The 23,877-nt window shown below is 52.0% G+C and carries 20 protein-coding genes; 4 read left to right on the forward strand and 16 right to left on the reverse strand.

Going from position 1 to position 23,877, the window contains the following annotated elements:
* Window positions 1–2: 2 nt before the first annotated feature.
* Window positions 3–3,887, reverse strand: coding sequence for a phosphoribosylformylglycinamidine synthase (gene purL / locus FH755_RS09160; RefSeq protein ID WP_292440793.1), 3,885 nt, complete (start codon window positions 3,885–3,887; stop codon window positions 3–5).
* A gap of 90 nt (window positions 3,888–3,977) precedes the next feature.
* Here purL and FH755_RS09165 point away from each other — a divergent pair, with 90 nt between their 5' ends.
* A complete protein-coding gene (locus FH755_RS09165; RefSeq protein ID WP_292440795.1) occupies window positions 3,978–4,409 on the forward strand; it encodes an RDD family protein in 432 nt (143 codons plus the stop codon).
* Between the two features lie 261 nt (window positions 4,410–4,670).
* Here FH755_RS09165 and FH755_RS09170 read toward each other — a convergent pair whose 3' ends face one another.
* The 14 genes from FH755_RS09170 to speA form a co-directional block, all read right to left on the reverse strand.
* The gene (locus FH755_RS09170; protein ID WP_292440797.1) at window positions 4,671–4,895 is read right to left on the reverse strand and encodes a DUF2835 domain-containing protein; all 225 of its coding nucleotides are present in this window, start codon (window positions 4,893–4,895) and stop codon (window positions 4,671–4,673) included.
* 3 nt (window positions 4,896–4,898) lie between these two features.
* Window positions 4,899–5,312: an HIT family protein gene (locus tag FH755_RS09175; protein WP_292440799.1), complete on the reverse strand. Its 414-nt coding sequence runs from the start codon at window positions 5,310–5,312 to the stop codon at window positions 4,899–4,901.
* Between the two features lies 1 nt (window position 5,313).
* Window positions 5,314–7,971, reverse strand: a complete 2,658-nt coding sequence (pepN, locus tag FH755_RS09180) for an aminopeptidase N (protein WP_292440801.1) — start codon at window positions 7,969–7,971, stop codon at window positions 5,314–5,316.
* Between the two features lie 16 nt (window positions 7,972–7,987).
* Window positions 7,988–8,320, reverse strand: coding sequence for a YqfO family protein (locus FH755_RS09185; RefSeq protein WP_292440803.1), 333 nt, complete (start codon window positions 8,318–8,320; stop codon window positions 7,988–7,990).
* A complete protein-coding gene (locus tag FH755_RS09190; RefSeq protein WP_292440806.1) occupies window positions 8,313–9,365 on the reverse strand; it encodes a WD40 repeat domain-containing protein in 1,053 nt (350 codons plus the stop codon). Before FH755_RS09190 ends, FH755_RS09185 begins: the two co-directional genes overlap by 8 nt.
* Before the next feature lie 9 nt (window positions 9,366–9,374).
* Window positions 9,375–9,938 carry a dCTP deaminase gene (dcd, locus tag FH755_RS09195; RefSeq protein WP_292440894.1) on the reverse strand — a complete coding sequence of 188 codons (564 nt, stop codon included), beginning with the start codon at window positions 9,936–9,938 and terminating at the stop codon, window positions 9,375–9,377.
* 288 nt (window positions 9,939–10,226) lie between these two features.
* Complete coding sequence (gene apbC / locus FH755_RS09200; protein ID WP_292440808.1) at window positions 10,227–11,309, reverse strand: iron-sulfur cluster carrier protein ApbC; 1,083 nt, start codon at window positions 11,307–11,309, stop codon at window positions 10,227–10,229.
* A gap of 150 nt (window positions 11,310–11,459) precedes the next feature.
* The gene (locus tag FH755_RS09205; RefSeq protein ID WP_292440810.1) at window positions 11,460–12,335 is read right to left on the reverse strand and encodes a carbon-nitrogen hydrolase family protein; all 876 of its coding nucleotides are present in this window, start codon (window positions 12,333–12,335) and stop codon (window positions 11,460–11,462) included.
* Window positions 12,335–12,922 (reverse strand): GNAT family N-acetyltransferase, encoded by a 588-nt coding sequence (locus FH755_RS09210; protein WP_292440812.1) that lies wholly within the window; start codon window positions 12,920–12,922, stop codon window positions 12,335–12,337. The genes FH755_RS09205 and FH755_RS09210 overlap by 1 nt, the downstream gene beginning before the upstream one ends.
* Window positions 12,923–12,995: 73 nt before the next feature.
* A complete protein-coding gene (locus FH755_RS09215) occupies window positions 12,996–13,403 on the reverse strand; it encodes a ketosteroid isomerase-related protein (protein ID WP_292440814.1) in 408 nt (135 codons plus the stop codon).
* Between the two features lie 272 nt (window positions 13,404–13,675).
* Window positions 13,676–14,548 carry an agmatinase gene (gene speB / locus FH755_RS09220; protein WP_292440816.1) on the reverse strand — a complete coding sequence of 291 codons (873 nt, stop codon included), beginning with the start codon at window positions 14,546–14,548 and terminating at the stop codon, window positions 13,676–13,678.
* Between the two features lies 1 nt (window position 14,549).
* Window positions 14,550–15,716: a carboxynorspermidine decarboxylase gene (nspC, locus tag FH755_RS09225; protein ID WP_292440818.1), complete on the reverse strand. Its 1,167-nt coding sequence runs from the start codon at window positions 15,714–15,716 to the stop codon at window positions 14,550–14,552.
* Window positions 15,717–15,887: 171 nt separating this feature from the next.
* Window positions 15,888–17,084 carry a saccharopine dehydrogenase family protein gene (locus tag FH755_RS09230; RefSeq protein WP_292440820.1) on the reverse strand — a complete coding sequence of 399 codons (1,197 nt, stop codon included), beginning with the start codon at window positions 17,082–17,084 and terminating at the stop codon, window positions 15,888–15,890.
* A 50-nt stretch (window positions 17,085–17,134) separates the two neighbouring features.
* Window positions 17,135–19,081 carry a biosynthetic arginine decarboxylase gene (speA, locus tag FH755_RS09235; protein ID WP_292440821.1) on the reverse strand — a complete coding sequence of 649 codons (1,947 nt, stop codon included), beginning with the start codon at window positions 19,079–19,081 and terminating at the stop codon, window positions 17,135–17,137.
* A 339-nt stretch (window positions 19,082–19,420) separates the two neighbouring features.
* Here speA and FH755_RS09240 point away from each other — a divergent pair, with 339 nt between their 5' ends.
* The 3 genes from FH755_RS09240 to FH755_RS09250 all read left to right on the forward strand — a co-directional run bounded on the left by FH755_RS09240 (window position 19,421) and on the right by FH755_RS09250 (window position 22,718).
* Window positions 19,421–20,068, forward strand: a complete 648-nt coding sequence (locus FH755_RS09240; protein ID WP_292440822.1) for a response regulator transcription factor — start codon at window positions 19,421–19,423, stop codon at window positions 20,066–20,068.
* A 306-nt stretch (window positions 20,069–20,374) separates the two neighbouring features.
* Entirely contained in the window at window positions 20,375–21,274 is a 900-nt protein-coding gene (locus tag FH755_RS09245; protein WP_292440823.1) for a hypothetical protein, read from the forward strand.
* Window positions 21,261–22,718 carry an ATP-binding protein gene (locus tag FH755_RS09250; protein WP_292440824.1) on the forward strand — a complete coding sequence of 486 codons (1,458 nt, stop codon included), beginning with the start codon at window positions 21,261–21,263 and terminating at the stop codon, window positions 22,716–22,718. Before FH755_RS09245 ends, FH755_RS09250 begins: the two co-directional genes overlap by 14 nt.
* Window positions 22,719–22,824: 106 nt before the next feature.
* On the opposite strand, the gene FH755_RS09255 is transcribed toward FH755_RS09250, so the two are convergent.
* A complete protein-coding gene (locus tag FH755_RS09255) occupies window positions 22,825–23,877 on the reverse strand; it encodes a succinylglutamate desuccinylase/aspartoacylase family protein (protein ID WP_292440825.1) in 1,053 nt (350 codons plus the stop codon).

A 23,877-nucleotide genomic window follows, 5' to 3' on the forward strand; every position in this document is an offset into this window, starting at 1 on the left:
TTTTAACCGACCCAGCGTCTGGCATTCTGAAACAGGCGGGACCATGGACCTTCCTTGCTCCAGTTATCCGGGTGCCATGAGTGCTGAACAGCACGGGTTACCCGTTCCGGATGAGGCATCATAATCGTGACACGACCATCTTCTGTGGTCAGTGCTGTCAAGCCGCCTTTTGAACCATTAGGGTTGAATGGATAGGTTTCAGTGGCATGGCCGTAGTGGTCAACAAAACGCATCGCAGCAATCGCCTGTGATTCGGAGCCGGTTTCTGAGAAATCGGCGCGGCCTTCACCATGTGCCACCGCGATCGGCATGATAGAACCCGCCATGCCCTGCAGCAGTACAGAGGGTGAATCAAGCACCTCGACCAGAGAGAAACGTGCCTCGAACTGCTCTGACAGGTTGCGAGAGAAACGCGGCCAGTGATCACTGCCCGGAATCAGTTCCTTCAACTGAGACAGCATCTGACAGCCGTTACAGACCCCTAGTGCAAAGGTATCCTTACGCTGGAAGAAGTCAGCAAACTGCTTGCGGGCACGATCATTATGCAGAATCGTGCTGGCCCAACCACGACCGGCGCCCAGAACGTCGCCATAAGAGAAGCCACCACAGGCGACCAGACCGACAAAGTCGGCCAGTTGCACCCGGCCTTCCAGCACATCACTCATATGAACATCAATGGCACAGAAGCCGGCATGGTCGAATGAAGCCGCCATTTCCACCTGGCCGTTAACCCCCTGTTCGCGAAGGATGGCGACTTTCGGACGCTGACCGCTGACAATCAGCTGCGCGGCAACATTTTCTGCCATATCAAAGCTCAGCTTGGCAAACATGCCCGGATCGTATTCATCCAGGATAGTGTCGAATTCCTGCCTGGCGCATTCCGGGTTATCCCGCAATGCCTGCATCTGGTAGCTGGTTTCAGCCCAGAAGCGCTGCAGGGTGACACGTGACTGATCGATGACCTGGTGACCATCAACCTTGATACGTAAACGCTGTTCTTCAGTTGCCTGGCCAATCACAAAGGACAGTGACTCCAGGCCGTTGTCAGCCAGGAGGTTCATCACTTCATCAAGATCATCATGGCGAACCTGAATTACGGCACCCAGTTCTTCACTGAACAGCACCGGCAGCGCTTCACCCAATCCTTTCAGTTCAACATCGATACCACAGCGACCGGCAAAAGCCATTTCTGCCAAAGTCACGACCAGACCACCATCTCCACGATCATGGTAGGCAAGCATTTTATTCTGTGCCTTAAGCTGTTGAATCGCATTGAAGAAATTCTTCAAATCAGTGGCATTATCGAGATCAGGCCCTTCAGTGCCCACCTGCTTGAATACCTGTGCCAGTGCTGAGGTCGCCAGACGGTTACGGCCACGGCCCAGATCGATATAAATCAGGTCGGTATCACCCAGATCCGTTCGCAATTGCGGTGTACTGGTATTGGCTGCATCAGTGACCGGTGCAAAGGCACTGATAATCAGTGATAACGGTGAGGTGACGGTTTTGGTCTGGCCTTTTTCTTCCCAGACCGTTTTCATCGACAGTGAATCTTTACCCACCGGAATGGCAATACCGAGTTCCGGGCACAGTTCCATACCGACAGCTTTGACAGTGTCATACAAAACGGCATCTTCACCCGGGTGACCACAGGCGGCCATCCAGTTGGCGGACAGTTTGATATCACTCAGTTTCTCGATTCTGGCTGCCGCAATATTGGTGATAGCTTCACCCACTGCCATGCGGCCTGAAGCCGGCCCATTAACCAGGGCCAGAGGGGTGCGTTCACCCATCGCCATGGCTTCGCCCAATAGTGCATGGTGATCCGCCAGCGTCACGGCACAGTCCGCCACCGGTACCTGCCATGGTCCCACCATCTGGTCACGGGCCACCAGCCCCGTTACCGTACGATCACCAATGGTAATCAGGAAGTTCTTGCTGGCCACCGCCGGCAGTTTCAACACCCTCTCCAGCGCCTGTTCAGGCGAAATCTCGCTGAAGTCGAGCTCAGGGTAAGTCTTGTCGACATGCGTGACATCACGCAGCATTTTGGGCGGTTTACCGAGCAGCAGGGACAATGGCATGTCGATGGGCAGGTTTTCATTATCGGCGTCACCGAGCAGCAGATGCTCTTCTTCGGTGGTTTCACCGACAATGGCCCATGGGCAGCGTTCACGTTCACATATGGCCTGGAATTCATCGACCCGATCCGGGTGGACGCCCAGCACGTAGCGTTCCTGTGACTCGTTACACCAGATTTCCATCGGTGACATGCTGGATTCGTCATTGGGAATCAAGCGCAGTTCGAAGCGACCACCACGACCGCTGTCATCGACCAGTTCAGGGAACGCATTGGACAGACCGCCGGCACCAACATCATGAATAGCAATGATCGGATTATCATCACCCAGCGCGACACAGCGATCGATGACTTCCTGACAACGACGTTCCATTTCCGGGTTGCCTCGCTGCACGGAAGCAAAGTCGAGCCCCTCATCGCTGGTGCCCGAAGTCACCGACGAGGCAGCCCCGCCACCGAGACCGATCAGCATCGCCGGCCCACCCAGCACAATCAGTTGCATGCCCGGGTCCATAATGCCTTTTTTGACGTGTTGCGGACGAATGGTGCCCATCCCGCCCGCGACCATAATCGGTTTGTGATAACCACGGACTTCAAAGCCCTGGTTCGATTCCACCTGCATTTCAAAGGTACGGAAATAACCACACAGATTGGGACGGCCGAACTCGTTATTAAAAGCGGCGCCACCGAGTGGCCCGTCAGTCATAATCTCCAGTGCTGAGGCCATGCGGGCCGGTCTGCCATAGGGGGTTTCCCAGGGTTGTTCAAAGCCGGGGATCTCCAGGTTGGACACAGTAAAACCGGTCAGGCCGGCTTTAGGCTTGGAACCACGCCCGGTCGCGCCTTCGTCACGAATTTCACCACCGGCACCGGTGGCAGCACCCGGAAACGGCGAAATCGCAGTCGGATGGTTATGGGTTTCCACCTTCATAATGATGTGCTGAACTTCACCTTCGTAGTGATACTGCCCATTCGCCATATCCACCTGGAAACGGTGGCTGCGGGCCCCTTCAATCACGGAGGAGTTATCCGAGTAGGCAGTAACCACACCTTCCGGGTTTTTGTCATGCGTGTTACGGATCATGTTGAACAGGGTGTGCGGCTGTGTTTCGCCATCAATGATCCAGTCAGCACGGAAAATTTTGTGACGGCAATGTTCCGAGTTTGCCTGGGCAAACATCATCAGCTCGATGTCATTGGGATTACGTTCGAGCATAGTGAAATTGTCGAACAGGTAATCAATTTCATCCTCAGCCAGCGCCAGGCCCATGCGCTGATTGGCAGCAACCAGCGCTTCACGGCCACCATTGAGAATATCGACGCTCACCAGCGGACGCGATTCACCGTGCATAAACAGGCGGTCAGCATCATCAATACTTTCGAACACCGATTCGATCATGCGATCATGCAGATGGCGGGCAACTTTTTGTCTTTCTCTGGCAGTCAGCGGTTGACTGCTTTTAACAAAAAAAGCAACACCGCGTTCAATGCGCTGAATATCCGCCGCACCGCTGTTTTCGGCGATATCGCTCGCCTTGCTTGACCAGGGTGAAATGGTGCCCGGGCGCGGTGTGACCAGGAAAAAACTTTCATCTGCTTCCGGCTCCGTATCACCGACCTTGGCTTCCAGCAGGGCTTCAACCAGTTTGAGTTCCGGCAAAGGCAGAATGCATTCGCCTTCAATTTCCACGAAGTAACGATATTCAGTTCTGATCGCGCTGACAGCAGCGACCTCCGCCTGAACGGCGCTGAGTAATTTCTCCAGTCGGAAAGCAGAAAAAGCCGGACGGCCAATCAATTGCAGCATGCGGAACCCAATTAAAGATAAATTAAAGCGATAATGATACTTTAAGTGGGGTTTAACGCCCAAATAAAATGCGTCTTTCTCAGGTTTTATATGACAGATACAAATACCCGTCCCGGCCCGTTGCGACAGCTTATGGTCATGCTTTACGATATCCTGCTTCTGCTTTCTGCCCTGCTATTGGCCACCGTGATTCCTGTCGCGCTGAATCAGGGCGAAGCCATCCAGGCAGGCAACCCGATATTTCTGCTTTATCTGCTGATGGTCAGTCTTTTCTTCTACGGCTGGTTCTGGACCCACGGCGGCCAGACGCTGGGCATGCGGGCCTGGAAGGTTTACCTGGTCGGACAGACCCAGGTGCAGATCACCTGGAAGCAGGCATCGATTCGCTTTGCTGTGGCCATCATGTCCTGGCTTTGTTTCGGACTGGGCTTTCTCTGGCAGTGGCTCAGCAAGGACAAACTGAGCTGGCATGACTTGCTGTCAGGCACGCAGCTGATTGTGCATAAGATTGAGAAGAAGTAGGCGTCATTTCAGCCTAAAAAATTTCAGTTCGTCCAAAACCATATCACCTTCGCATTTGTGTGGAAGGTCCTGATGTGGGGCGGTAGGCAGCCCAGCATTCTCGGCATGGCAGCAGCCTTGGCGAATTGTTTTAATGCTTCCCCTCACCCCAGCCCTCTCCCGCAAGAGGCGAGAGAATATATTTAATTTCGGGTCAGGTTCTGACTCCTTCCCCCTGCGGGGAAAGATTGGGATGGGGCATCCAAACTCCAGGTCAGGAACCTAAGGCCCAATCCTTTCCAGAGAATGCAGCTTATGGTTCTCGTCAAAACGAATCCGGAACAGTCCGTTAACACCGGCGACATCCACAAACGGGCGGATGTGGTAAGCAGGAAAACTGATGGTTTGACCGTTGTGGGCGCGCACAACAACCGTGCTGACCTGGCCCTGGTAATAACGAAGTGCCTCTTGCCGCGGCAGATGCAGGCGAAACCGTAGCTCGGTCATAAATTAAATCAGCAGGTCATCCAGCACTCTTCGAAGCTGCGACAGCATCGCCTTGGCAGCGACATCCGAATAGGCTTGTGCTTCACCAATGCCCCAGACCGGTAGTGGCCAGGTCACGTCAGTGGTAAAACGTGCCACATGGTGCAGATGCAATTGCTCGACTATATTACCTATCGCCGCCACATTCATTTTCTCTGCTGAAAACAGTTCCATCATCTGCTGTGCCGTGAAGCTCGATTCATAAATCAGCCGCTGCTGTTCTTCCTCACTGAGCTGATAAATCTCCCCCACATTAAACCGCTTTGGTACCAGAATCACCCAGGGATAGCGCGTATCGTTCATCAAGCGCACCTCACTGAGCTCATACTCACCGATGCTGAAGGTGTCCTGTGCCAGTTTCGGATGCAACTCGTACATATCAGGCAGCCAGATACTTGGTCACAATCTCGTAGACATCCGCAGACAAGGATTTTTCTGCCGCAATTTTTTCCAGCGCCTGCTTCATCAGGGCCTGGCGTCCGGCATCATAACGGCGCCATGAGTTCAGCGCCCCCAGCATGCGTGCCGCCACTTGCGGATTCAGTTTGTCCAGAATCAGGATCTGCTCAGCAAGAAACTGATAACCGGAGCCGTCTTTCGCATGGAAGTTGACCGGATTGTTGCGGCAGAACATACCTATCAGGGCCCGAACATTATTCGGATTCTTGATATTGAAAGCTTCATGCTGCATCAGACCTTTGACGCGAATAAGCGTGTCAGGCAGCTTGGAAGCGGCCTGCACTGCCAGCCATTTGTCGACCACTTGTTTGTCGTGTTTCCACTGCTCATAGAAAGCACGTAAAGCATGCTCACGCTCCGGTCCGATTTGATCGGCCATCAGTCTGAGGCCGGCGAGCAGTTCAGTCATGTTGTCGGCCAGCTTCATCTGCCGCAGACATCGCTGAACCTGGAACGGGTCGCCACTGGCAACGAGGTAGGACAGGCAGAGGTTTTTCAGACTGCGACGCGCCATTTCGGTCGCAGTGAATTCATAAGGCCTGCTTGAACTCAACCGTTGATAGGTTTGATCAAACCGTTCCTTCAAAGCCGCTGCTATCTGGTGCTTAACAAATTCACGGGCCTGATGAATTGCATCAACATCCGGTGTATCCATCTGGGCAGCCAGGTAATTTTCAGTTGGCAAAGTCAGCATTTTGGCGATAAGCGCCGGATCCAGCTTTTTATCCGTCAACACCTGATCAAACTGATTGACGAGCAGCGGTGACAGGGTCAGCGGTTTTTGCTGCTGAATATCGGCCACCAGCGACAGCAGGATGTTAATTATCAGTTTCTGCCCGGCATCCCAGCGATTAAAACTGTCCTTGTCATTTGCCATCAGAAACGCAAGCTGATGATTGCTGAGTTTGTGATTGAGTTTGACCGGTGCAGAAAAGCCACGCAATACAGAAGCCAGCGGCTCGCTGTTTACGTTGATAAACTCAAAAGTCTGGCTGGATTCGGTCACCGACAAAACGCGAGTTTCACCGGGATAAGGCCTGGCCTCGCCGGCAAGTTGCAATGGCAGGCTGTCACCATCCTTATCCAGAAGCCCGACGGCGAAAGGAATATGAAATGGCTGTTTTTTATCCTGCCCGGGTGTCGCGGGACAGTGCTGACTGACGGTCATTGTCAGTCGCTGTTCAACCGCATCGTAGTCGGTTTCAACCGTCAGTTCCGGCGTTCCTGCCTGGCTGTACCAGCGTCTGAACTGTGACAGGTCGAGACCGTTGGCGTCTTCAATCGCTTTGACAAAATCGTCGGTAGTCACTGCCTGACCGTCATGGCGGTCAAAATATAGATCGGTGCCTTTACGGAAACCAGCGTCACCGGCGAGGGTTTTGATCATGCGGACAACTTCCGCTCCTTTCTCGTAAATCGTCACCGTATAGAAGTTACTGATTTCGATATAGGAATCCGGTCTCACTGGGTGTGCCATGGGACCGGCATCTTCAGCAAACTGCATGCTGCGAAGCTTATCGACATCATCAATACGGGCTACTGCCGCAGAGTTCAAATCGGCACTGAAACTCTGATCCCGCATCACGGTAAAGCCTTCTTTGAGGCTCAACTGGAACCAGTCGCGACAGGTCACACGGTTGCCGGACCAGTTATGGAAATACTCGTGGCCGACAATGCTCTGTATCGTATAAAAATCCTGATCGGTGGCGGTTTCCGGACTGGCCAGGACACAGGCAGCATTGAAAATATTCAAGCCTTTGTTTTCCATCGCCCCCATATTGAAGTCGTTCACGGCGACGATCATAAATACGTCCAGATCGTATTCCCTGCCGTAAGCTTTCTCATCCCATTGCATCGCCTGTTTCAGCGAATTCAGCGCATGCTCACATTTATGCTTGTTTTCCGGATCAACATAAATCCTGAGCGCGACTTCGCGACCGCTCATGGTGGTGAACTTATCCTGCTGAACATAGAGATCCCCGGCCACCAGCGCGAACAGATAGCTGGGCTTGGGGTGTGGATCATGCCAGCGTACCCAGTGACGGCCGTCGTCAAATCTGCCCTGATCTTCCAGATTGCCGTTGGCGAGTAAAACCGGCCATTTTTCGCGATTAGCGACAATCGTCACGGTGAATACGGACATCACATCAGGCCGGTCCGGGTAGTAGGTAATACGGCGGAAACCTTCAGCCTCACACTGCGTGCATAAGATGCGACCGGAGTGGTAAAGGCCTTCCAGTGCCGTATTCTGATCCGGGTGGATATCCGTCGTGATTTCCAGTTCGAACTTATCCGGCGTATTGGGAATCAGTAGCTGGCTGTCTGAGCGCTGGAACTGGCTGGCAGACAATGTCGTGCCATTCATTTTGACTGAAATCAGATCCAGCTGTTCACCATCAAGAACACAATCACCGCCGGCCCCTTCTGGATTTCGACGCATTGTCAGGGTGCTGACTACCCGGGTCCTGGCACTGTCAAGATCAAATTGCAGCAGGACCTGGTCGACCAGATAAGCCGGCTTTTGATAATCAGCCAGTAAGGTAACCTTCGGCGAGGCTTCGGTAGTAGAAGTATCCATGGTTTACGCTCTTGATTCAGAAATCGTCTAATGTTTTTACAGACCAGACCTCATAGGCCGGGGTTTCGTATGGGTGCGCCGTGATCAGGGCCTGCAGAATGCTTTTAATGCGGGACTCGGGGCAAACCGTTTCTACCCGGAATTCATCAACACGTTCAATTTCACCCTGGCTGCCGATAAAGGGGTCACTACCTTCCAGGGGACGGAACTGGCCCCTGCCCTGGCTTTCCCAGCTGCAGCAGTCGTAGCCTTCATAGCGTCCGGCGCCTGCGGCAAAAATAGCCTGTTTGACCGTTTCCTTGTGTGATTCAGGTACGAAAAAAACCAATTTGAGTAATGGCTCAGTCATGTTGAAAACTCCACTTCTGTGCCAGACCGTTACCGGTCTCACTATAGATTGATTGTCCATCCGGGCTGAATGTCAGCGCCTGCAATAGCACCCCGGGCTTGAGCGAATCACGGCGAGGTGCCAGCCAGCAGCTGATGTTTTCCCCGTCTCTGGCGCGCCAGATACAGATTTCCTGATTGGGATGACCGGTCACAATAAAACGATTGTCACTGGAAAAACCAATCGCCGTGGTGGTGGTCTTGAAAACCGGAAAATCTCCCCACGGACCATCGACCGGAACCGGTGAGGTATTGAGTACGGCGATTTCTTCACCATTGGGCAACGCCCACACGCGGGTCTGATCATTGCCGGCACTGGTGACCACATAATCATCCTGCGGACTGAAACTGACCAGCGTCACCGTATTACCGTGTTTCCATTGACGGATTTGCTCACCACTCTGCAAATCCCACAAGCGGGCAGTCTGATCATCACCGCCGGTTAGGGCCAGCTTACCATTAGCAGATAAGGCGACGGTGTTAATCAGTTGATTAATCGGTGAATTTACCGGTGCACCATCATGCTCAAAGATTTGCCGTACCTGATTAGCGCCGACATCGAAATAGACTGCTGTACGGTCCTGTAATGCCATCAGGATATGGCTGCCATTGGCTGACAGGGCCATATCCTTCACTGTGACCGGAAACTGCAAACGACTGATGGGTTTGCCGTCAGTCATACGCCAGAGTACGACGGTATTGGACTCGCAGGTGGCGGCCACAGTGCCATCGGGCGAAAAAGCGACATCGGTGGCGGTGGCCGCCTCACCCGGCTGATTTTGCCAGCTGTAACGGATTTTACCGGCCTCGATATCCCAGAGTTTGGCCGGTAAATCGATATCTCCCACCAGCGCGAAGCGTTTATCAGGTGAGAAGGCGGCAGCATAGTTGCCGTACTGGCTATGCTGCCAGGATTGCAGTGGCGGTTTTTCGCTGCTGCAGGCTATCAGCAGAGTGCTGGCGAGGGACAGCCTGAAAAATCTTGAAATTGATTTACCGTATTCCATGCCCCGTTTTCAGGATCGCGGCAGGGTCACACCGGACTGACCCTGGTATTTACCACCACGATCAGCATAGGAGGTTTCACAGACCTCATCTGACTCAAAAAACAGCATCTGTGCCACGCCTTCATTGGCGTAGATTTTCGCCGGCAACGGCGTGGTATTGGAGAACTCCAGCGTGACCTGGCCTTCCCACTCAGGCTCCAGCGGCGTGACATTCACAATGATGCCACAGCGGGCATAGGTCGATTTACCCAGACATACCGTCAGGACATTGCGCGGAATCCTGAAGGTTTCCACCGTGCGAGCCAGCGCGAAAGAGTTGGGCGGGATAATGCAGACATCGGACGAGACATCAACAAAGCTGCTCTCATCGAAATTTTTCGGATCGACAATGGCCGAGTTGATGTTGGTGAAAATCTTGAACTCATTGGAGCAACGAACATCGTAACCGTAACTGGAGGTGCCATAGGAAATGATACGGTTATCGTTATGATAACGAATTTGCCCGGGTTCAAAGGGCGAGATCATGCCCTGCTCCGCCATCCGGCGAATCCATTTGTCCGATTTGATCATAATTGAGCCGCTTAGCCTTGGTAAAAAAAGTTAATGATAACGTTTATGAGCAACTTAACAGAAGTCATTTATTTTAATCCGCAGATGGCACAGATTATCGCAGATTGAACCTGATCAGAAAGCCGCGAAGAACCCGAAGGTTCGTACATATAATCCTTCTCTCCCTGGCGGAGAAACAAGCCATCTCGCATGTTGCATTAGGCTTGCGACGCCTACCCCGCGAACGGGTATTTACCGGGATGCAATAGCGAATCTAATCTGTGTTCATCTGCGAAATCTGCGGATCTTTTGCTAATCGTTTTTAATTACAATATTGGGGAAGGCACTGGCATAATCCTTACCCTGCATTGCAAGGCGAGCGGCCAGGCGACGGGCAATATTGCGATAGGCCATGGCAATATCACCTTCCGGGTCTGTCACCACGCTCGGTTGGCCGCCATCGGCATCTTCACGGATGCGGATATTCAACGGCAGACTGCCGAGCAGATTAATGCCGTACTGATCCGCCATGCTCTGACCACCACCGCTGCCGAAGATATGCTCTTCATGCCCACACTGGCTGCAGATATGAGTGCTCATATTCTCGATCACGCCCAGTACCGGTACTTTGACCTTTTCAAACATCTTGTAGGCCTTACGGGCATCGAGCAGTGAAATATCCTGTGGCGTGGTGATAATAACAGCACCGCTGACCGGGACTTTCTGTGACAGCGTCAGCTGGATATCGCCGGTACCCGGCGGCAGGTCAATCACCAGGTAATCAAGCTGTTTCCAGTTGGTATCACCCAGCATTTGTTGCAGCGCCTGGGTCACCATCGGGCCACGCCAGATCATCGGTTCTTCTTCATCTATCAGAAAGCCAATCGACATGCTTTGCACGCCATAACTTTCGATCGGCTCAATGGTTTTACCATCATTGGACTCAGGACGTTTGGTCGTACCCAGCATCCTGGGTTGGCTGGGACCGTAGATGTCGGCATCCAGCACCCCAACACTGGCGCCCTCTGCTGCCAGGGCCAGAGCCAGATTAACGGCTGTGGTGGATTTGCCGACGCCACCCTTGCCGGAGGCGACAGCAATAATGTTTTTGACATTTTCCAGCGCCGGAACACCCTGCTGGACTTTATGTTTGATGATTTTGCTGATGACAGTCACCTGGGCATTATCGGCCCCAGCCTGGTTCAGTTTGTCCGCGAGCTGTTGTTGCAACTCGGTGGCGTAACCTTTTACCGGGTAGCCAAGCGTGACAGTGATTTGCTGTTTGTCGCCATCCTGTTCCAGTTTGATAGCAGGTTTGGTTTCGCCGAGTTTGATCTCGGTGGCGGGGTCCACGAAATCATTGATGATTTCCTGAACTTGGCTTTTGTCTAACATTCCTCACTCCTGTCTGTTCAGTGCGTGCACTGTAAATACGTGTTAACGCTATTTTAACGGTTGGCAACGACTGCTTCATCCATACAGCTATTGTGGTTTTGCAGCGGGCAAAAAAAACGCCATCAATGATGGCGTTTCGGCTCTTAATAACTAGTTGGGGCCCCGAAGTTTGTTTTGCAAGGGCCAGTCGCGATAATTAAAGACCTGGCCGGCCTGACGCACGCGGGCGATTTCTGTCAGATCCAGATCGGCATAAACCCACTGTGCCGTTTCAGCACTGCCTTCTGCCAGAATACCGTTATCCGGGAAGCCATAATCGACCGGTGTGTAGACGCTGGCACGACCGGTATTAAAATCCACAGCCTCTGACCACTCGGCATTGCCAAAAGTCGGCGATTGCAGCACATAACACTGATTCTCCAGCGCCCGTGCCTGACAACCGATGCGGACCCGGTAAAAGCCTGCCTGGGTATCGGTGCAGCTGGGGGCCAGAATCACATCGGCGCCCGCCTCAACCTGCTGATGGGCAATCAACGGAAACTCGGTGTCATAGCAGATATTAATGCCGATGCGACCCACATCGGTGTCGATCACTTTAATGTCAGTGCCTGCATGAATCAGCCACTGCTCATTTTCAAAGCGGGTCATAATCAGTTTGTCCTGATAGCCAATCAGTCCTTCAACACCGTAAAGATTCGCGCGGTTACGGAAGCTGCCATCTTCCTGCAGCACCGGGAAGGTACTGGCCAGCACCATCACATCAAACTGACGCGCCAATTCCGTATATAAAGCTTCGTAATCCTGATAGACGTCCTGCATCGCATGCAACTGCTTGCCCAGATCTTTGTAGATCTCCTCACCAAATAGAGATGCCAGTTCCATACTGCCATATTCAGGGAATACCAGCAGCTTGGCATCGTGTGATGCGGCCTGCTTAACCCAGTGAGTGAGTTTGGTTTCAAACTCGCTCCATTGGTTGAAATAGCCAATATCGTACTGTGCGACCGCTGCTTTTAGCTTACTCATTAAATTTTCTTCATCCAGAAAGTCATCGGCTTGGGCGATTCTGTGTCCTCATCCAGCTCTTTCCAGCTGAAGGTCGTATTGAGATCGTTATATTTCTCATAACCCCGCTTACGCCAGAAATTATCCAGCGGCACATAATCTGCCGGACGACGTGGGTGATTGTCAGGACGCTGTACGCCACAGAAGCAACTGTAGTCAAAGCCGCCGACTTGCTGGGCGTGTTCCTCACGATGTTCAAAAAAAGCGACACCGGCACCCTGACCACGATACTCAGGCAAGAGCACCGATTCACCGCAGTAGAAAATCCTGTCGACATCATAGCCGGCGTCAATAAACGGGGCCTTCACCTCATCGGTTTCGTGCTTAAGCGGAATACCGGTCGACGCACCCACCACCTTGTCACCATCAAAAGCCAGCACAATCACGCTGTCGGGGGCTTCGATATAGGTTTTCAGGTATTTTTCTTCATAGGCCAGATCGCCATCATAAAGATAGGGCCAGTCACGAAATACCTGAATGCGGAGCCTTGCCAGCGCCGGAATATATTGGTTCAGCTTATCGCCGGAGAGTCGTTCCAGTTTCAGCATAAATTTTCCAATCTTCATTTCAAGCGGTAGTGCCTTTCCCGTCTTCACTGACGAAAAAGGCACTGCAGCAGATTTAACCTGCGACCTGCGCGATCCAATCTTCCAGGTTGTAGTAGTTGGTGATGCGGGCAACTTTACCGTCACGAATCACAAAGAAAGCACCGGCAGGCAGACGGTAAGTCTGACCAGCTGCTTCCGGCAGACCTTCGTCGGTTGACAGGTATTCACCCAGCACAGTGAACTCAACCGCAGCACGATCGCCCTCATCGTTGGTGGTGATAGAGATATCAACGATTTGCTCTTTGTAATGCGCGTTCATGCGATCCATGAACTTGGAAAAGGCTTCCTTACCCACTTCACGGCCACTTTGGTTGACATCATGGATCACGTCATCAGTCAGCATCGCCAGAAAGGCATCCATATCCTGACGGTTGAAAGCATCGTAGTAGTCTTGCAGCAGTTTTACAGTGGCTTGGTTCATGGTCAAAATCCCAAAGAGAAAAAACGGCGGATTTTAGCTCGTAAATGCTTCAATGAAAAGCATAAATTTTGTTTAAGGCCATTTGCTTAACCACAGAGATACAGAGGGCACGGAGATAATCAGACTGCAGGTGCATACCAGGGGGCAGAAGCCGGGGCATCTGGAACATCCCCCCGATCCGGGACTGGATTGCTCCGGCTTTGGACCTCGCAATGACTCGCTTAATTATTCCTCTGCGGTCTCCGTGCCTCTGTGGTTGCTTTATGAGAAAGCTAGCGTTGATTGCGCTGCACGATGCCCATCAGTTTGTAAGTCAGCATCGAAGCGGCAAAATCATAGGCATGGAACCCCTCGATTGGCGCAAATTCCATCACATCAAAACCGATGATTTCACGTTGTTTGGCAACCGACTCGAACAGGTTCAGTGTCTGATACCAGCCAAGGCCACCCGGGACCGGCGTACCGGTGGATGGAAACACGGACGGATCCAGGCCATCGATATCGACCGTGAAAAAGACTTTCTGCGGAAAGTCATCCGGTAGCGTGATGTGCTGAATATTGTTCTGAACCAGCTCATCCGCGTCTTTAAAATGCACCCCAAACTCTTCGCGAAAGCCCATTTCCTCTTCGCAGAAAGCGCGGATGCCGAGCTGGTAAAGTGGAATACCCATATCGACAACGCGCTTCATCACCGAGGCATGACTCAGTAAATCGCCTTCGTAGGCCTGGCGCAAGTCGGCATGCGCATCGATCTGAACGACACCGAAATCAGTTAATCCGGCGTCCACCAGGCCTTTAATCACACCATAAGTAACAGTATGTTCGCCGCCCAGAACCACCGGCAATGCCCCCTGGCGAACAATGTTAGCGGTGGCACCAGCGATATTGTCGATAACCTGCCCGGCATCGACACTGCAGTCAACGGGCTCACAGGTATAAATACCGGCATCACAGGGTTTGCTGTAACCATCCCACTGTTCCAGTTGCCATGACGCATCCAGAATTGAAGACGGCCCCAGACCGGTACCGCCACCGTAAGATACCGTTTTTTCAAACGGCACCGGCAACACGTGAAACATCGCCTTGTCCGGTGCCGGCTGATCGATTTCCGAACCGAGGAAAATGGGATATTCGAGTTGTTTCATTTCAGGACAACCTGTGTTTAAAGTCTTGATAGCCAAATTGTTTGACCACTCGCAGCGCATCCGTTTCCGAGTTCCAGATCGCGATGGCCGGTAATTTGGTGCCATTGAAAGTAGTGGTTTTGACCATGGTGTAGTGGCTCATATCTTCAAACACCAGTCGTTGCCCGATTTTCAGAGGCTCAGGAAAGCTATAGTCACCAATCACATCACCGGCGAGACAGGTAAGACCGCCAAGGCGATAAGTATGTTCAAATTCATCAGCTTCACCGGCGCCGGTGATATCCGGACGATAAGGCATTTCCAGCGTGTCAGGCATATGACAGGTGGCCGAAGTATCCAGAATCGCCTGGTTGAGTTGATTCCAGGTAATATCCAGTACTTCACAGCTCAATATCCCGGTGCCGATCGCCATCGCCTCGCCCGGTTCCATATAGACCTCGACATCGTGACGTTGTTTAAATGCCTGGACCAGATCGACCAGCCCATTGATATCGTACCCATCAGCCGTAATGTGATGACCACCGCCAAAGTTAATCCACTGCATTTTGGGCAGCAAATGCCCGAATTTGTCTTCAACTGCGGCGACGGTTCTGGCCAGGGGGTCAAAGCCCTGTTCGCAGAGCGTATGGAAATGCAGGCCAGTGATACCCTCCAGCGCCGCCTCATCCAGCTGCGACAGTGGAATGCCCAGACGCGAGCCCGGTGAGCATGGGTCGTAAATCGGCACCGTGCCTTCCGAATGTTCCGGGTTGATTCGCAGCCCGAAATGAAGCTCAGGCCGTTTTTCCCTCGCCGCCAGACATTGCTCACGAAACCGCAGCCACTGACCGCAGGAATTGAACACAATGTGATGCGCAAAAGTCAGCAGTTCATCAATATCAGCCTGGCTGAAAGCCGCAGCAAAGGCATGCACTTCACCACCGTATTCTTCATAACCGAGCCGCGCTTCATGCAAGCCACTGGCGCAGGTACCGCTCAGATATTTGCCGGTCAAATCGCCCAGCGACCACATGGAAAAGGCCTTAAGCGCTCCCAATACTTTGGCCCCGCTGGCCTCGGCGACTTCGCTCAGAATCCGCAGGTTGCGCTCAACCGCGACTTCATCGACCACAAAACATGGCGATGGCAGGCGTGACAGATCCAGCTTGGAAAAATCGGTGAATTGCATTGATTAACCTAATTTAAACCACAGAGACACAGAGGTCACAGAGAAAAAACAGATAGCAGTCATGGCACTCGAAGGATAAGGTCCGTTTACCACATCAGGACTGGATTGCTTCGGCTTGCGGCCTCGCAATGACTTATTCTGCTCTGTGTTCTCTGTGTCTCTTTGGTTGTATTAATCCAGATTGAAATTATCCAGTTCAACCACCTGCCAGGGCAGGCCGTATTTGTTCATATCTTCCATGAACGGATCCGGATCGAACTGTTCCATATTCCAGACACCCGGCTGTTTCCACTTGCCTTCCAGAATCATTTTGGCACCAATCATGGCCGGTACACCGGTGGTATAGGAAATCGCCTGTGACTGGACTTCTTTGTAGCAGTCCTGGTGATCCTTGATGTTGTAGACGTAGACGATTTTTTCCTTGCCGTCTTTGATGCCTTTGACCACGCAACCGATACAGGTTTTGCCCTTGGTACGCGGCCCCAGCGTTGACGGATCCGGCAGCAAGGCTTTGAGGAACTGAATCGGCACGATTTGCTGGCCCTGGAATTCCACAGGCTCGATGCCGGTCATGCCGACATTGCCCAGCACTTCCAGATGCTTGAGATAGTTATCACCGAAGCTCATCCAGAACTGGGCCCGTTTCAGGGTCGGGAAATGCTTGACCAGCGATTCCAGCTCTTCGTGATACATGCGATAGATATTGTAGGTACCAACTTCATCCGGGCAGGTGAAGCTTGCCTTTTTCGACATCGCCGGCGTGGTCACGAACTCGCCGCCTTCCCAGTGACGGCATTCGGCCGTGACTTCACGGATATTGATTTCCGGGTTGAAGTTGGTGGCAAACGGATAGCCATGATCACCGCCGTTGACGTCGATGATGTCCAGTTCATGAATTTCATCGAAGTAATGTTTGGCTATCCAGGTCGTGAACACATTGGTCGCACCTGGATCAAAGCCACTACCAAGCAACGCGGTCAGGCCGGCCTGTTTGAATTTGTCGTGATAGGCCCACTGCCACTTGTATTCAAACTTGGCGGTGTCCAATGGCTCGTAGTTGGCGGTGTCAAGATAATCGATACCGGCAGCCAGACAGGCATCCATAATGCTCAGGTCCTGATAGGGCAGCGCGACATTGATCACCAGATCCGGCTGTTCCTGCTCCAGAAAAGCCGTCAGTTCAGCCACATTGTCAGCGTCGATTTTGGCGGTTCTGATCGGCCGGTCCAGTTGCGCTGCAATCGCTTTGCATTTTTCTTCGGTTCGGCTGGCCAGCACGATTTCCGAAAACACTTCCGGCAGTTGCGCACATTTGTGTGTCACCACACCGCCGACGCCGCCGGCGCCGATAATCACGACTTTAGACATAACAAGAACCTTTCCTTATCTGTTCAACTATTCGGGAAAACCCGAGAATCTTAACGTTCGAAGAATGTATAACCGTTCATACTGTCACGGAAGGCACGCAACATCTGCTGGCGCATCGGCACTGAAATCCGGCCGTCACGAACCGCCTGTTCTGCAATACGACGGAACTGTTCATGGATCAGTTTCGGATCATATTCAACGTAGCTCAAGACATCGGCAATGCTATCGCCATGGAACTCACGACGGAAGTCGAAGCTCCCATCTTCATTGATGTGGACGCTGACCACATTGGTGTCGCCGAACAGATTGTGCAGATCCCCCAGAGTTTCCTGGTAAGCACCGACCAGAAATACACTGACGTAGTATTCCTCGCCTTCTTTTAATGGATGCAGCGGTAAAGTTTTACGTACGCCATCCGGTGAGATGAAATTGTCAATCTTGCCGTCACAGTCACAGGTCATATCGGCCAACACCCCATCACGCACGGGCGCTTCATTAAGCCGGTGAATCGGCATAATCGGGAATAGCTGGTCGATGGCCCAGATATCCGGCAGTGACTGGAACAGGCTGAAGTTACCGTAGTAAATATCTGACATCAGCTCCGGCAAGGATTCCAGTTCCTGCGACACACGTCTGGCTTGCGGCAGCAGATTAGAGATTTTCTCCAGTATCGCCAGCATGACATTTTCTGCTAAGGCCCGATCTCGCAGCGTGGCCTGGCCGTGATGGAACAGTTCACGGACTTCATCACGGTAATACAGGGCGTCGTTATAGCATTCCTGCAGATGCTCGACCTTGACGTAGTCCATCACGCCGTACAGATTCACAATCAGATCATGACTGTCTTCGGGCGGCTCGGCCGGGATGGGACCCGGTTTGTGTTCGCGCACTTCCAGAATATTAAACAGCAGCATCGATGAATAGGCCACCAGGGCACGGCCTGATTCGGAAATAATGATCGGATGCTTAATATCGAGTGGGTCCAGGCATTCCTGCAAGGTTTCGACAATGTTGTAGCAATATTCATCGAGACCGTAGTTCATGCTGTGTGTGCTGTTGCTACGGGCGCCCTCATAATCAACAGCCAGCCCGCCACCGAGGTCGATATAGCCCATCGGTGCGCCCTCTTCGATCAAGCCGGCATAAAAACGACAGGCTTCCATCACACCGCTGCGGATATTACGGATATTGGGGATCTGTGATCCAAGATGACTGTGCAGCAACTGCAGGCAGTGCAGCATATCGGCCTGCTTAAGCTTTTCTACTACACCCAGCAGGGCATTGGTGGACAGGCCGAAAATTGAACGGTCACCACTGTCTTCATTCCAGTGACCTTCGACCATCGAAGCCAGGCGAATTCGTACACCGATTAACGGGTCGATACCCAGCGCCCGACTGCGCTCGAGGATGATATCGAGCTCCATCGCGGTTTCCAGCACGAAGAAGCACTTGATCCCCATCTGACGGGCATAAAGACCCAGTTCAATGAACTCTTCATCTTTATAGCCGTTACAGATAATCAGGCTGTCATGATCACGCAGTTGCGACAGCGCGATAATCAATTCAGCTTTGCTGCCGGCTTCCAGTCCATGATGATAACGGCTACCGTAATCAGCAATCTCTTCTATAACGTGGCATTGCTGGTTTACTTTGATCGGGAAAACACCACGATAGTGATTCTGGTATCCCGCATCGCTGATGGCTTTTCCGAAGGCTTCATTGATCTGGGTAATGCGCTGGTCCAGCAGGTTTTCGATGCGCAGCACGGCCGGCATATCAAGACCACGCTCGCGCATCCCGTTGACGATATCAATGATCGGCACCTGTGTCGTTTTCTCGCCGAACGGCACAGAGACAACGGCATTTCCGTCTTCAGAGACATCAAAATAGTCGCTGCCCCAATCACGCACACCGTATAAACGGGCACTATGTTCGGCACTCCACTCAGCACTCAAGTCCAGGTCTTTGTCCAGCATTGAGGAGAGGTGGTTTTGCATCGGCGGCGTTCCCTAATGGTGATGATTAAAGTGCGCGATTTTCACTACTTTGGCAGGAAAATGCAAAGAATAATTACAAAATTACAAATGTCACTTTACAGTAGCATGACCGCGCATACCTAGAGACGGTTCCTGTCAGCCGGGCAATCGACCCATCAGCCCAGCCCGGCAGGGTGCTTCAGAGACGCCCCCCCCCCTCAATCTAGGGGATAATGTTATGCTGACCAACTGATACTCTAGCGTGTATGTGACCTGATCTGTCAGCGTATTAAACAAACGTGATGGAGACTTCTTACAGGTGGGTATTCTGCCCTTAATCAGAGTGATATTTCCAGAACAATGAAAACCATACTGATTGTCGAAGATTCTGAAGCTACACGTCATCGTCTTGAAGAGGCGATAACAGGGGGCGGGCAGTTTGAACTTATCGGTTCGGTCAGCACCTATAATGAAGCTTTGAGCTTCATTCGCCAGACACCACCGGATATTCTGCTGACCGATCTTGATCTGCCGGACGGCAATGGTGTCGATCTTATCAAGCTGATCAACCTGCCTGTGGTGAGAACCGAGCTTGCTATCGTCATTACCGTATTCGGTGATGGCTATCACGTGATCGAAGCACTGAAAGCCGGCGCTTCGGGTTATCTGCTGAAAGACGACAATTTTATGGACATCAACGAGGCCATTTCTCAAATGGTTGAGGGCGGTGCCCCCATCAGTCCGAGCATTGCGCGTTATTTGCTCAATGAATTGTCGATGGCAGAGACAGCAACAGAAAAAGAAAAACCCGCTGACAGCATTCTGAGCCCCAGGGAGAAAGAAGTACTATTGCTTGTCAGCAAGGGTTACACCTCTAAAGAGATAGCCAAAACCCTGGATCTTTCTTATTACACTGTCAGGGAGTATGTCTCCAATGTGTATAAAAAGCTCTCGGTAAAAAATAAAATGCAGGCTGTCAGTGAAGCCACCTTACTGGGCATTATTTAGTATTAAAAGATTGTCGCGATGACTGACTTATGTTCATGAAATAAAAGACGTTATCCTGACCATTGATAACAAGGTGTAATATATTGAACAGCAGGATATGGAACTGGGCAGGCTGGCTGAACTTCCGGGCCGGTGTTTCAGACATAAATAACCATGCTGATAATCGAAGCAGCACCAGCGCTCAGAGATATGAGTTCGGCTAGGAGGGCAAAAGATGACAAACATTATTCATAGCGAGCAGACTGTTGTTCACCTGCCCCGATTAAAAGCTCGCCAGGTTTTCCCTGTTCCGGCCCGTTACGCTCGATGAGACGTTTACTGACAGTCATCAGTCTGCTGTTTTTTATGCTGGGGACAGCGCAAGCGGACAGCGTGCACATCCTGTTGTCTGAAGACAATGTGGCTTACCACCAGCTGGCCGAAGACATCAAGAATCACATTGGCAACAAAACACTGCGCACGACAGCTCAGATCCACACACTCGACAGCACGGATTCAAAGAGCGTCGCCCCCTCTGATTTGATTGTCAGTATCGGCGAGGCAGCTGTTCATCTTAGTAAACGTCAGTATCCGCAGAACAGCCACCTGTACAGTTTTATAGATAAAAAAGTCATTGAGGCTGATTTCTCAGATAACTGGGTCGCCGTGTTGCTGGATCAACCGCTGCAACTTCTGCTTGATACTGCCACCCAGATTGTTGAGCGCGGCATTAACAACAGACTGGTGATCGCTGTCGCGGAGGACAATCAACTGATACGCGACGAAATTGCCCGGCTATCCACGCCCATCGGCATACAGCTGGACATCGTGGTCGTGGGCCGTGATGAGGAGCCGGCCAAGGTTATTGACAGTGTCCTGCAGAATGCGGGGGCCTTGATTGCGGTTCGTGACTCACGGGTCTGGTCGGGTGAACACGCCAAATGGATGTTGTATCAAAGCTATAAATACAAGGTGCCTGTAGTGGGTTACTCAAAAAGCTTCCTCAAGGCGGGCGCCTTGATATCCGTCTATGCCAGCCTGTTTGATACCGTCAGGGAAACGGCGAACCTTATCACCTACTGGCATGATTATCAGGGTTGGGTGATGCAGGAGCGACATTTTTACCCTCCCTACAGTATTTCCATCAATGACAACATCGCCCGGGCCTTGGAAATTGAGATACCAGATAGCATGAGGCAAGGTGCTGCAACTGATGTTTCCGACTAAACTCAAGACCCAGTTACTCCTTATCACCATTCTCCCCCTGCTACTGACGATTTCAGTAGTGTCCCTGTTCATCCTGTTTGATGTACTGGAGAATATTGAATCGGCAGTGGTCAAGCGGAGTCAGAGTATTGCCAGCCAGGCCTCTGTAATGTCTGAATTTCCGCTGTACACCGGTGATGTCGATGCACTGAATAAAGTCGCTGATTTGATGATAAGAACCCATGAGCTGTCTTTCATCCGTTTTATCGACTCGACCGGCCAGTTATTACTGGAAAAATCCGGCAATGAGGCCAAGGGAAAAGTCAGAGAGTTTCAATTTCCGGTGTACTCACACGGTCCCAATCTGGATGATTTTTCTGATGCCGGCGGCAGCAATATAAGCAAAGTCCCGCTGGGCAGTATCGAAATCGGCTTTACCAATAACAGTGCTGAAACACAGCGCTTTGATGCTTACACCAAAGTGCTGGGAATTTCCCTGTTGGCTCTCGCGCTGGGTATTTTGCTGGTATATCTGTTCAGCCGTCGCCTGAGTAATGCCATCAATGCTCTGATGACCACTGCCAAGAAACTGGAACAGAAAAATTTTGCTGCCCGTGTCAAAGAAAATGGCAGCGGCGAACTGCTGAATTTCCAGCGCACGTTCAATAGCATGATCGATTCGCTGGAACGTAATGATGCCGAGTTACAGGACAAAGTGAATGCTGCCACGGCCTCTTTGAGCTACACCGTTGAAGCCCTGTCCGAGAAAAATAAAGCGCTGGCCCAGCAACGCCAGGAAACCATCGACTTGGAGCGCAGTAAAGCAATTCTGGAAGAACGCGAACGTATCATGCGTGATATGCATGATGGCATTGGTGGTCAGCTGGTTGCTTCACTGGCCATACTCGAGCTTGAGAAAGACTCCGAGGTCAATCGGAATATCCATGCAGTATTAACAGAGTGCCTGAATGATTTGCGGTTAATCATCCATTCGCTGAGTCTGCAGAACAGTGTGATGGGATCCTTGCTGGCCGACTTCAAATACCGCACCAGCAAAAAGCTGGAGCAGCTGGATATTGAACTTAACTGGCAGATCGATGCGCAGCCCGATGAACTTGGCATTAAACCTCAAACCGGGCTGCACCTGTTACGTATCTTGCAGGAAGCCTTTACCAACATTCTGAAACATGCCGGCGCCAGCCAGATAGACTTCAACGCCTACCGCGAGGGACAGGATTTTATTATCAGCATAGAAGATGACGGCACCTTTAATCCACAATCAGAAGCCATAGACCGGGGCTACGGCATTAACAGCATGAAGTCCCGAGCCGGCAAAATAGGTGGTCGCCTGGAACTGGAAAAAAACACCAGCGGTGGTTGCCGGGTGACTTTGGTTTTACCGGAAAGCTTTTCCTCAACCGCGAGAATGGGTGGTGACAGATTCCAAGTGAGCAAAGTATCCTGATAGGTATCTGAGTTGCATCATCTCTCTGAGGTATGATGCAGGCTTGTATGCATCCTTTTAACAACCTCGCCGGTACCGGCGAGGTTTTTTTGCGCCCAAACAGAGATCAGATAATCGGCATTTCCTCTGGCATACTGCTGTCAGTCGCCGGATTCAGTCCCGAGTGAAAGGCTTCAACCCCCTCAGCCACTTCGTCAGGCTTGCTGAAACGGGCAATGTGAAACAGGGCTTCGCCCTCGTTCACCAGGGGAATATTGGTTCTGCCTATAATGACGCCCGAGCTGCTGGCAAAGACTTCCGTCTCCGAATTATCCTTGCCATAGGGCGCAGCCACCATGCCCAGCAAATCGCCCTTGGTAACACTGGCTCCCATCGGCACCAGCATCCGGAAAATACCGCTTTGTGGTGCCCGAACCCAGACACTGGATCGGGCTACAAACGGGTCCCTTTTTTTGGCTTTTTGCCTGGAAGGCGCCAGCATACCGATTTTACGCATGACTTCGATCACGCCTTTCACACCGGCACGAATGGCGAGCTCATTAAAACGCAGCGCTTCGCCCGCCTCATAGACGATTACCGGCACATTTGCTTCCAGTGCCGCATAGCGCAAAGACCCCTCTATCAGGCCCGAGTTAACAATCACCGGCGCGTCAAAGGCTCTGGCCATGGCTTCCACATCCGGATTGGACAGATCAGCCCGCATCTGTGGCAGGTTGTCCCGGTGAATGGCCGCGGTATGCAAGTCAACACCATGGGTACAGTGCTGCACCACTTCAGTCATAAAGGAATGCGCCAGACGGGCAGCTAATGAGCCTTCATCCGAGCCGGGGAAACAACGGTTGAGATCACGCCGGTCTGGCAAATAGCGAGACTGGTTCAAAAAGCCGTAAACATTCACCACCGGGATCGCAATCAGGGTGCCACGGAGACCTTTCAGGCTCTTGCTTTTAACCAGTCGGCGGATAATCTCAACACCGTTGATTTCATCACCGTGCACCGCAGCGGACACAAACATAACCGGACCTGTACGGCGACCACTGATTACCTGTACCGGCATGCTCAGCGCCGTGTGCATATAGAGATCGGGTAAGGGGACTTCGATAGTGCGATTCTGGCCCGGCTTGATTTCCTCACCGGCAATAATCAAAGGTTCTGCCAC

Origin of the sequence: Methylophaga sp. (assembly GCF_009711715.1) — a bacterium.
Lineage (GTDB): Bacteria > Pseudomonadota > Gammaproteobacteria > Nitrosococcales > Methylophagaceae > Methylophaga.

Excerpts from the sequence above, each read along its gene's own strand:
- purL (WP_292440793.1), bottom strand. The coding sequence starts at position 3,887 with ATGCTGCAATTGATTGGCCGTCCGGCTTTTTCTGCTTTCCGACTGGAG.
- FH755_RS09165 (WP_292440795.1), top strand. The coding sequence starts at position 3,978 with ATGACAGATACAAATACCCGTCCCGGCCCGTTGCGACAGCTTATGGTC.
- FH755_RS09170 (WP_292440797.1), bottom strand. The coding sequence starts at position 4,895 with ATGACCGAGCTACGGTTTCGCCTGCATCTGCCGCGGCAAGAGGCACTT.
- FH755_RS09175 (WP_292440799.1), bottom strand. The coding sequence starts at position 5,312 with ATGTACGAGTTGCATCCGAAACTGGCACAGGACACCTTCAGCATCGGT.
- pepN (WP_292440801.1), bottom strand. The coding sequence starts at position 7,971 with ATGGATACTTCTACTACCGAAGCCTCGCCGAAGGTTACCTTACTGGCT.
- FH755_RS09185 (WP_292440803.1), bottom strand. The coding sequence starts at position 8,320 with ATGACTGAGCCATTACTCAAATTGGTTTTTTTCGTACCTGAATCACAC.
- FH755_RS09190 (WP_292440806.1), bottom strand. The coding sequence starts at position 9,365 with ATGGAATACGGTAAATCAATTTCAAGATTTTTCAGGCTGTCCCTCGCC.
- apbC (WP_292440808.1), bottom strand. The coding sequence starts at position 11,309 with ATGTTAGACAAAAGCCAAGTTCAGGAAATCATCAATGATTTCGTGGAC.
- FH755_RS09205 (WP_292440810.1), bottom strand. The coding sequence starts at position 12,335 with ATGAGTAAGCTAAAAGCAGCGGTCGCACAGTACGATATTGGCTATTTC.
- FH755_RS09210 (WP_292440812.1), bottom strand. The coding sequence starts at position 12,922 with ATGCTGAAACTGGAACGACTCTCCGGCGATAAGCTGAACCAATATATT.
- FH755_RS09215 (WP_292440814.1), bottom strand. The coding sequence starts at position 13,403 with ATGAACCAAGCCACTGTAAAACTGCTGCAAGACTACTACGATGCTTTC.
- speB (WP_292440816.1), bottom strand. The coding sequence starts at position 14,548 with ATGAAACAACTCGAATATCCCATTTTCCTCGGTTCGGAAATCGATCAG.
- nspC (WP_292440818.1), bottom strand. The coding sequence starts at position 15,716 with ATGCAATTCACCGATTTTTCCAAGCTGGATCTGTCACGCCTGCCATCG.
- FH755_RS09230 (WP_292440820.1), bottom strand. The coding sequence starts at position 17,084 with ATGTCTAAAGTCGTGATTATCGGCGCCGGCGGCGTCGGCGGTGTGGTG.
- speA (WP_292440821.1), bottom strand. The coding sequence starts at position 19,081 with ATGCAAAACCACCTCTCCTCAATGCTGGACAAAGACCTGGACTTGAGT.
- FH755_RS09240 (WP_292440822.1), top strand. The coding sequence starts at position 19,421 with ATGAAAACCATACTGATTGTCGAAGATTCTGAAGCTACACGTCATCGT.
- FH755_RS09245 (WP_292440823.1), top strand. The coding sequence starts at position 20,375 with ATGAGACGTTTACTGACAGTCATCAGTCTGCTGTTTTTTATGCTGGGG.
- FH755_RS09250 (WP_292440824.1), top strand. The coding sequence starts at position 21,261 with ATGTTTCCGACTAAACTCAAGACCCAGTTACTCCTTATCACCATTCTC.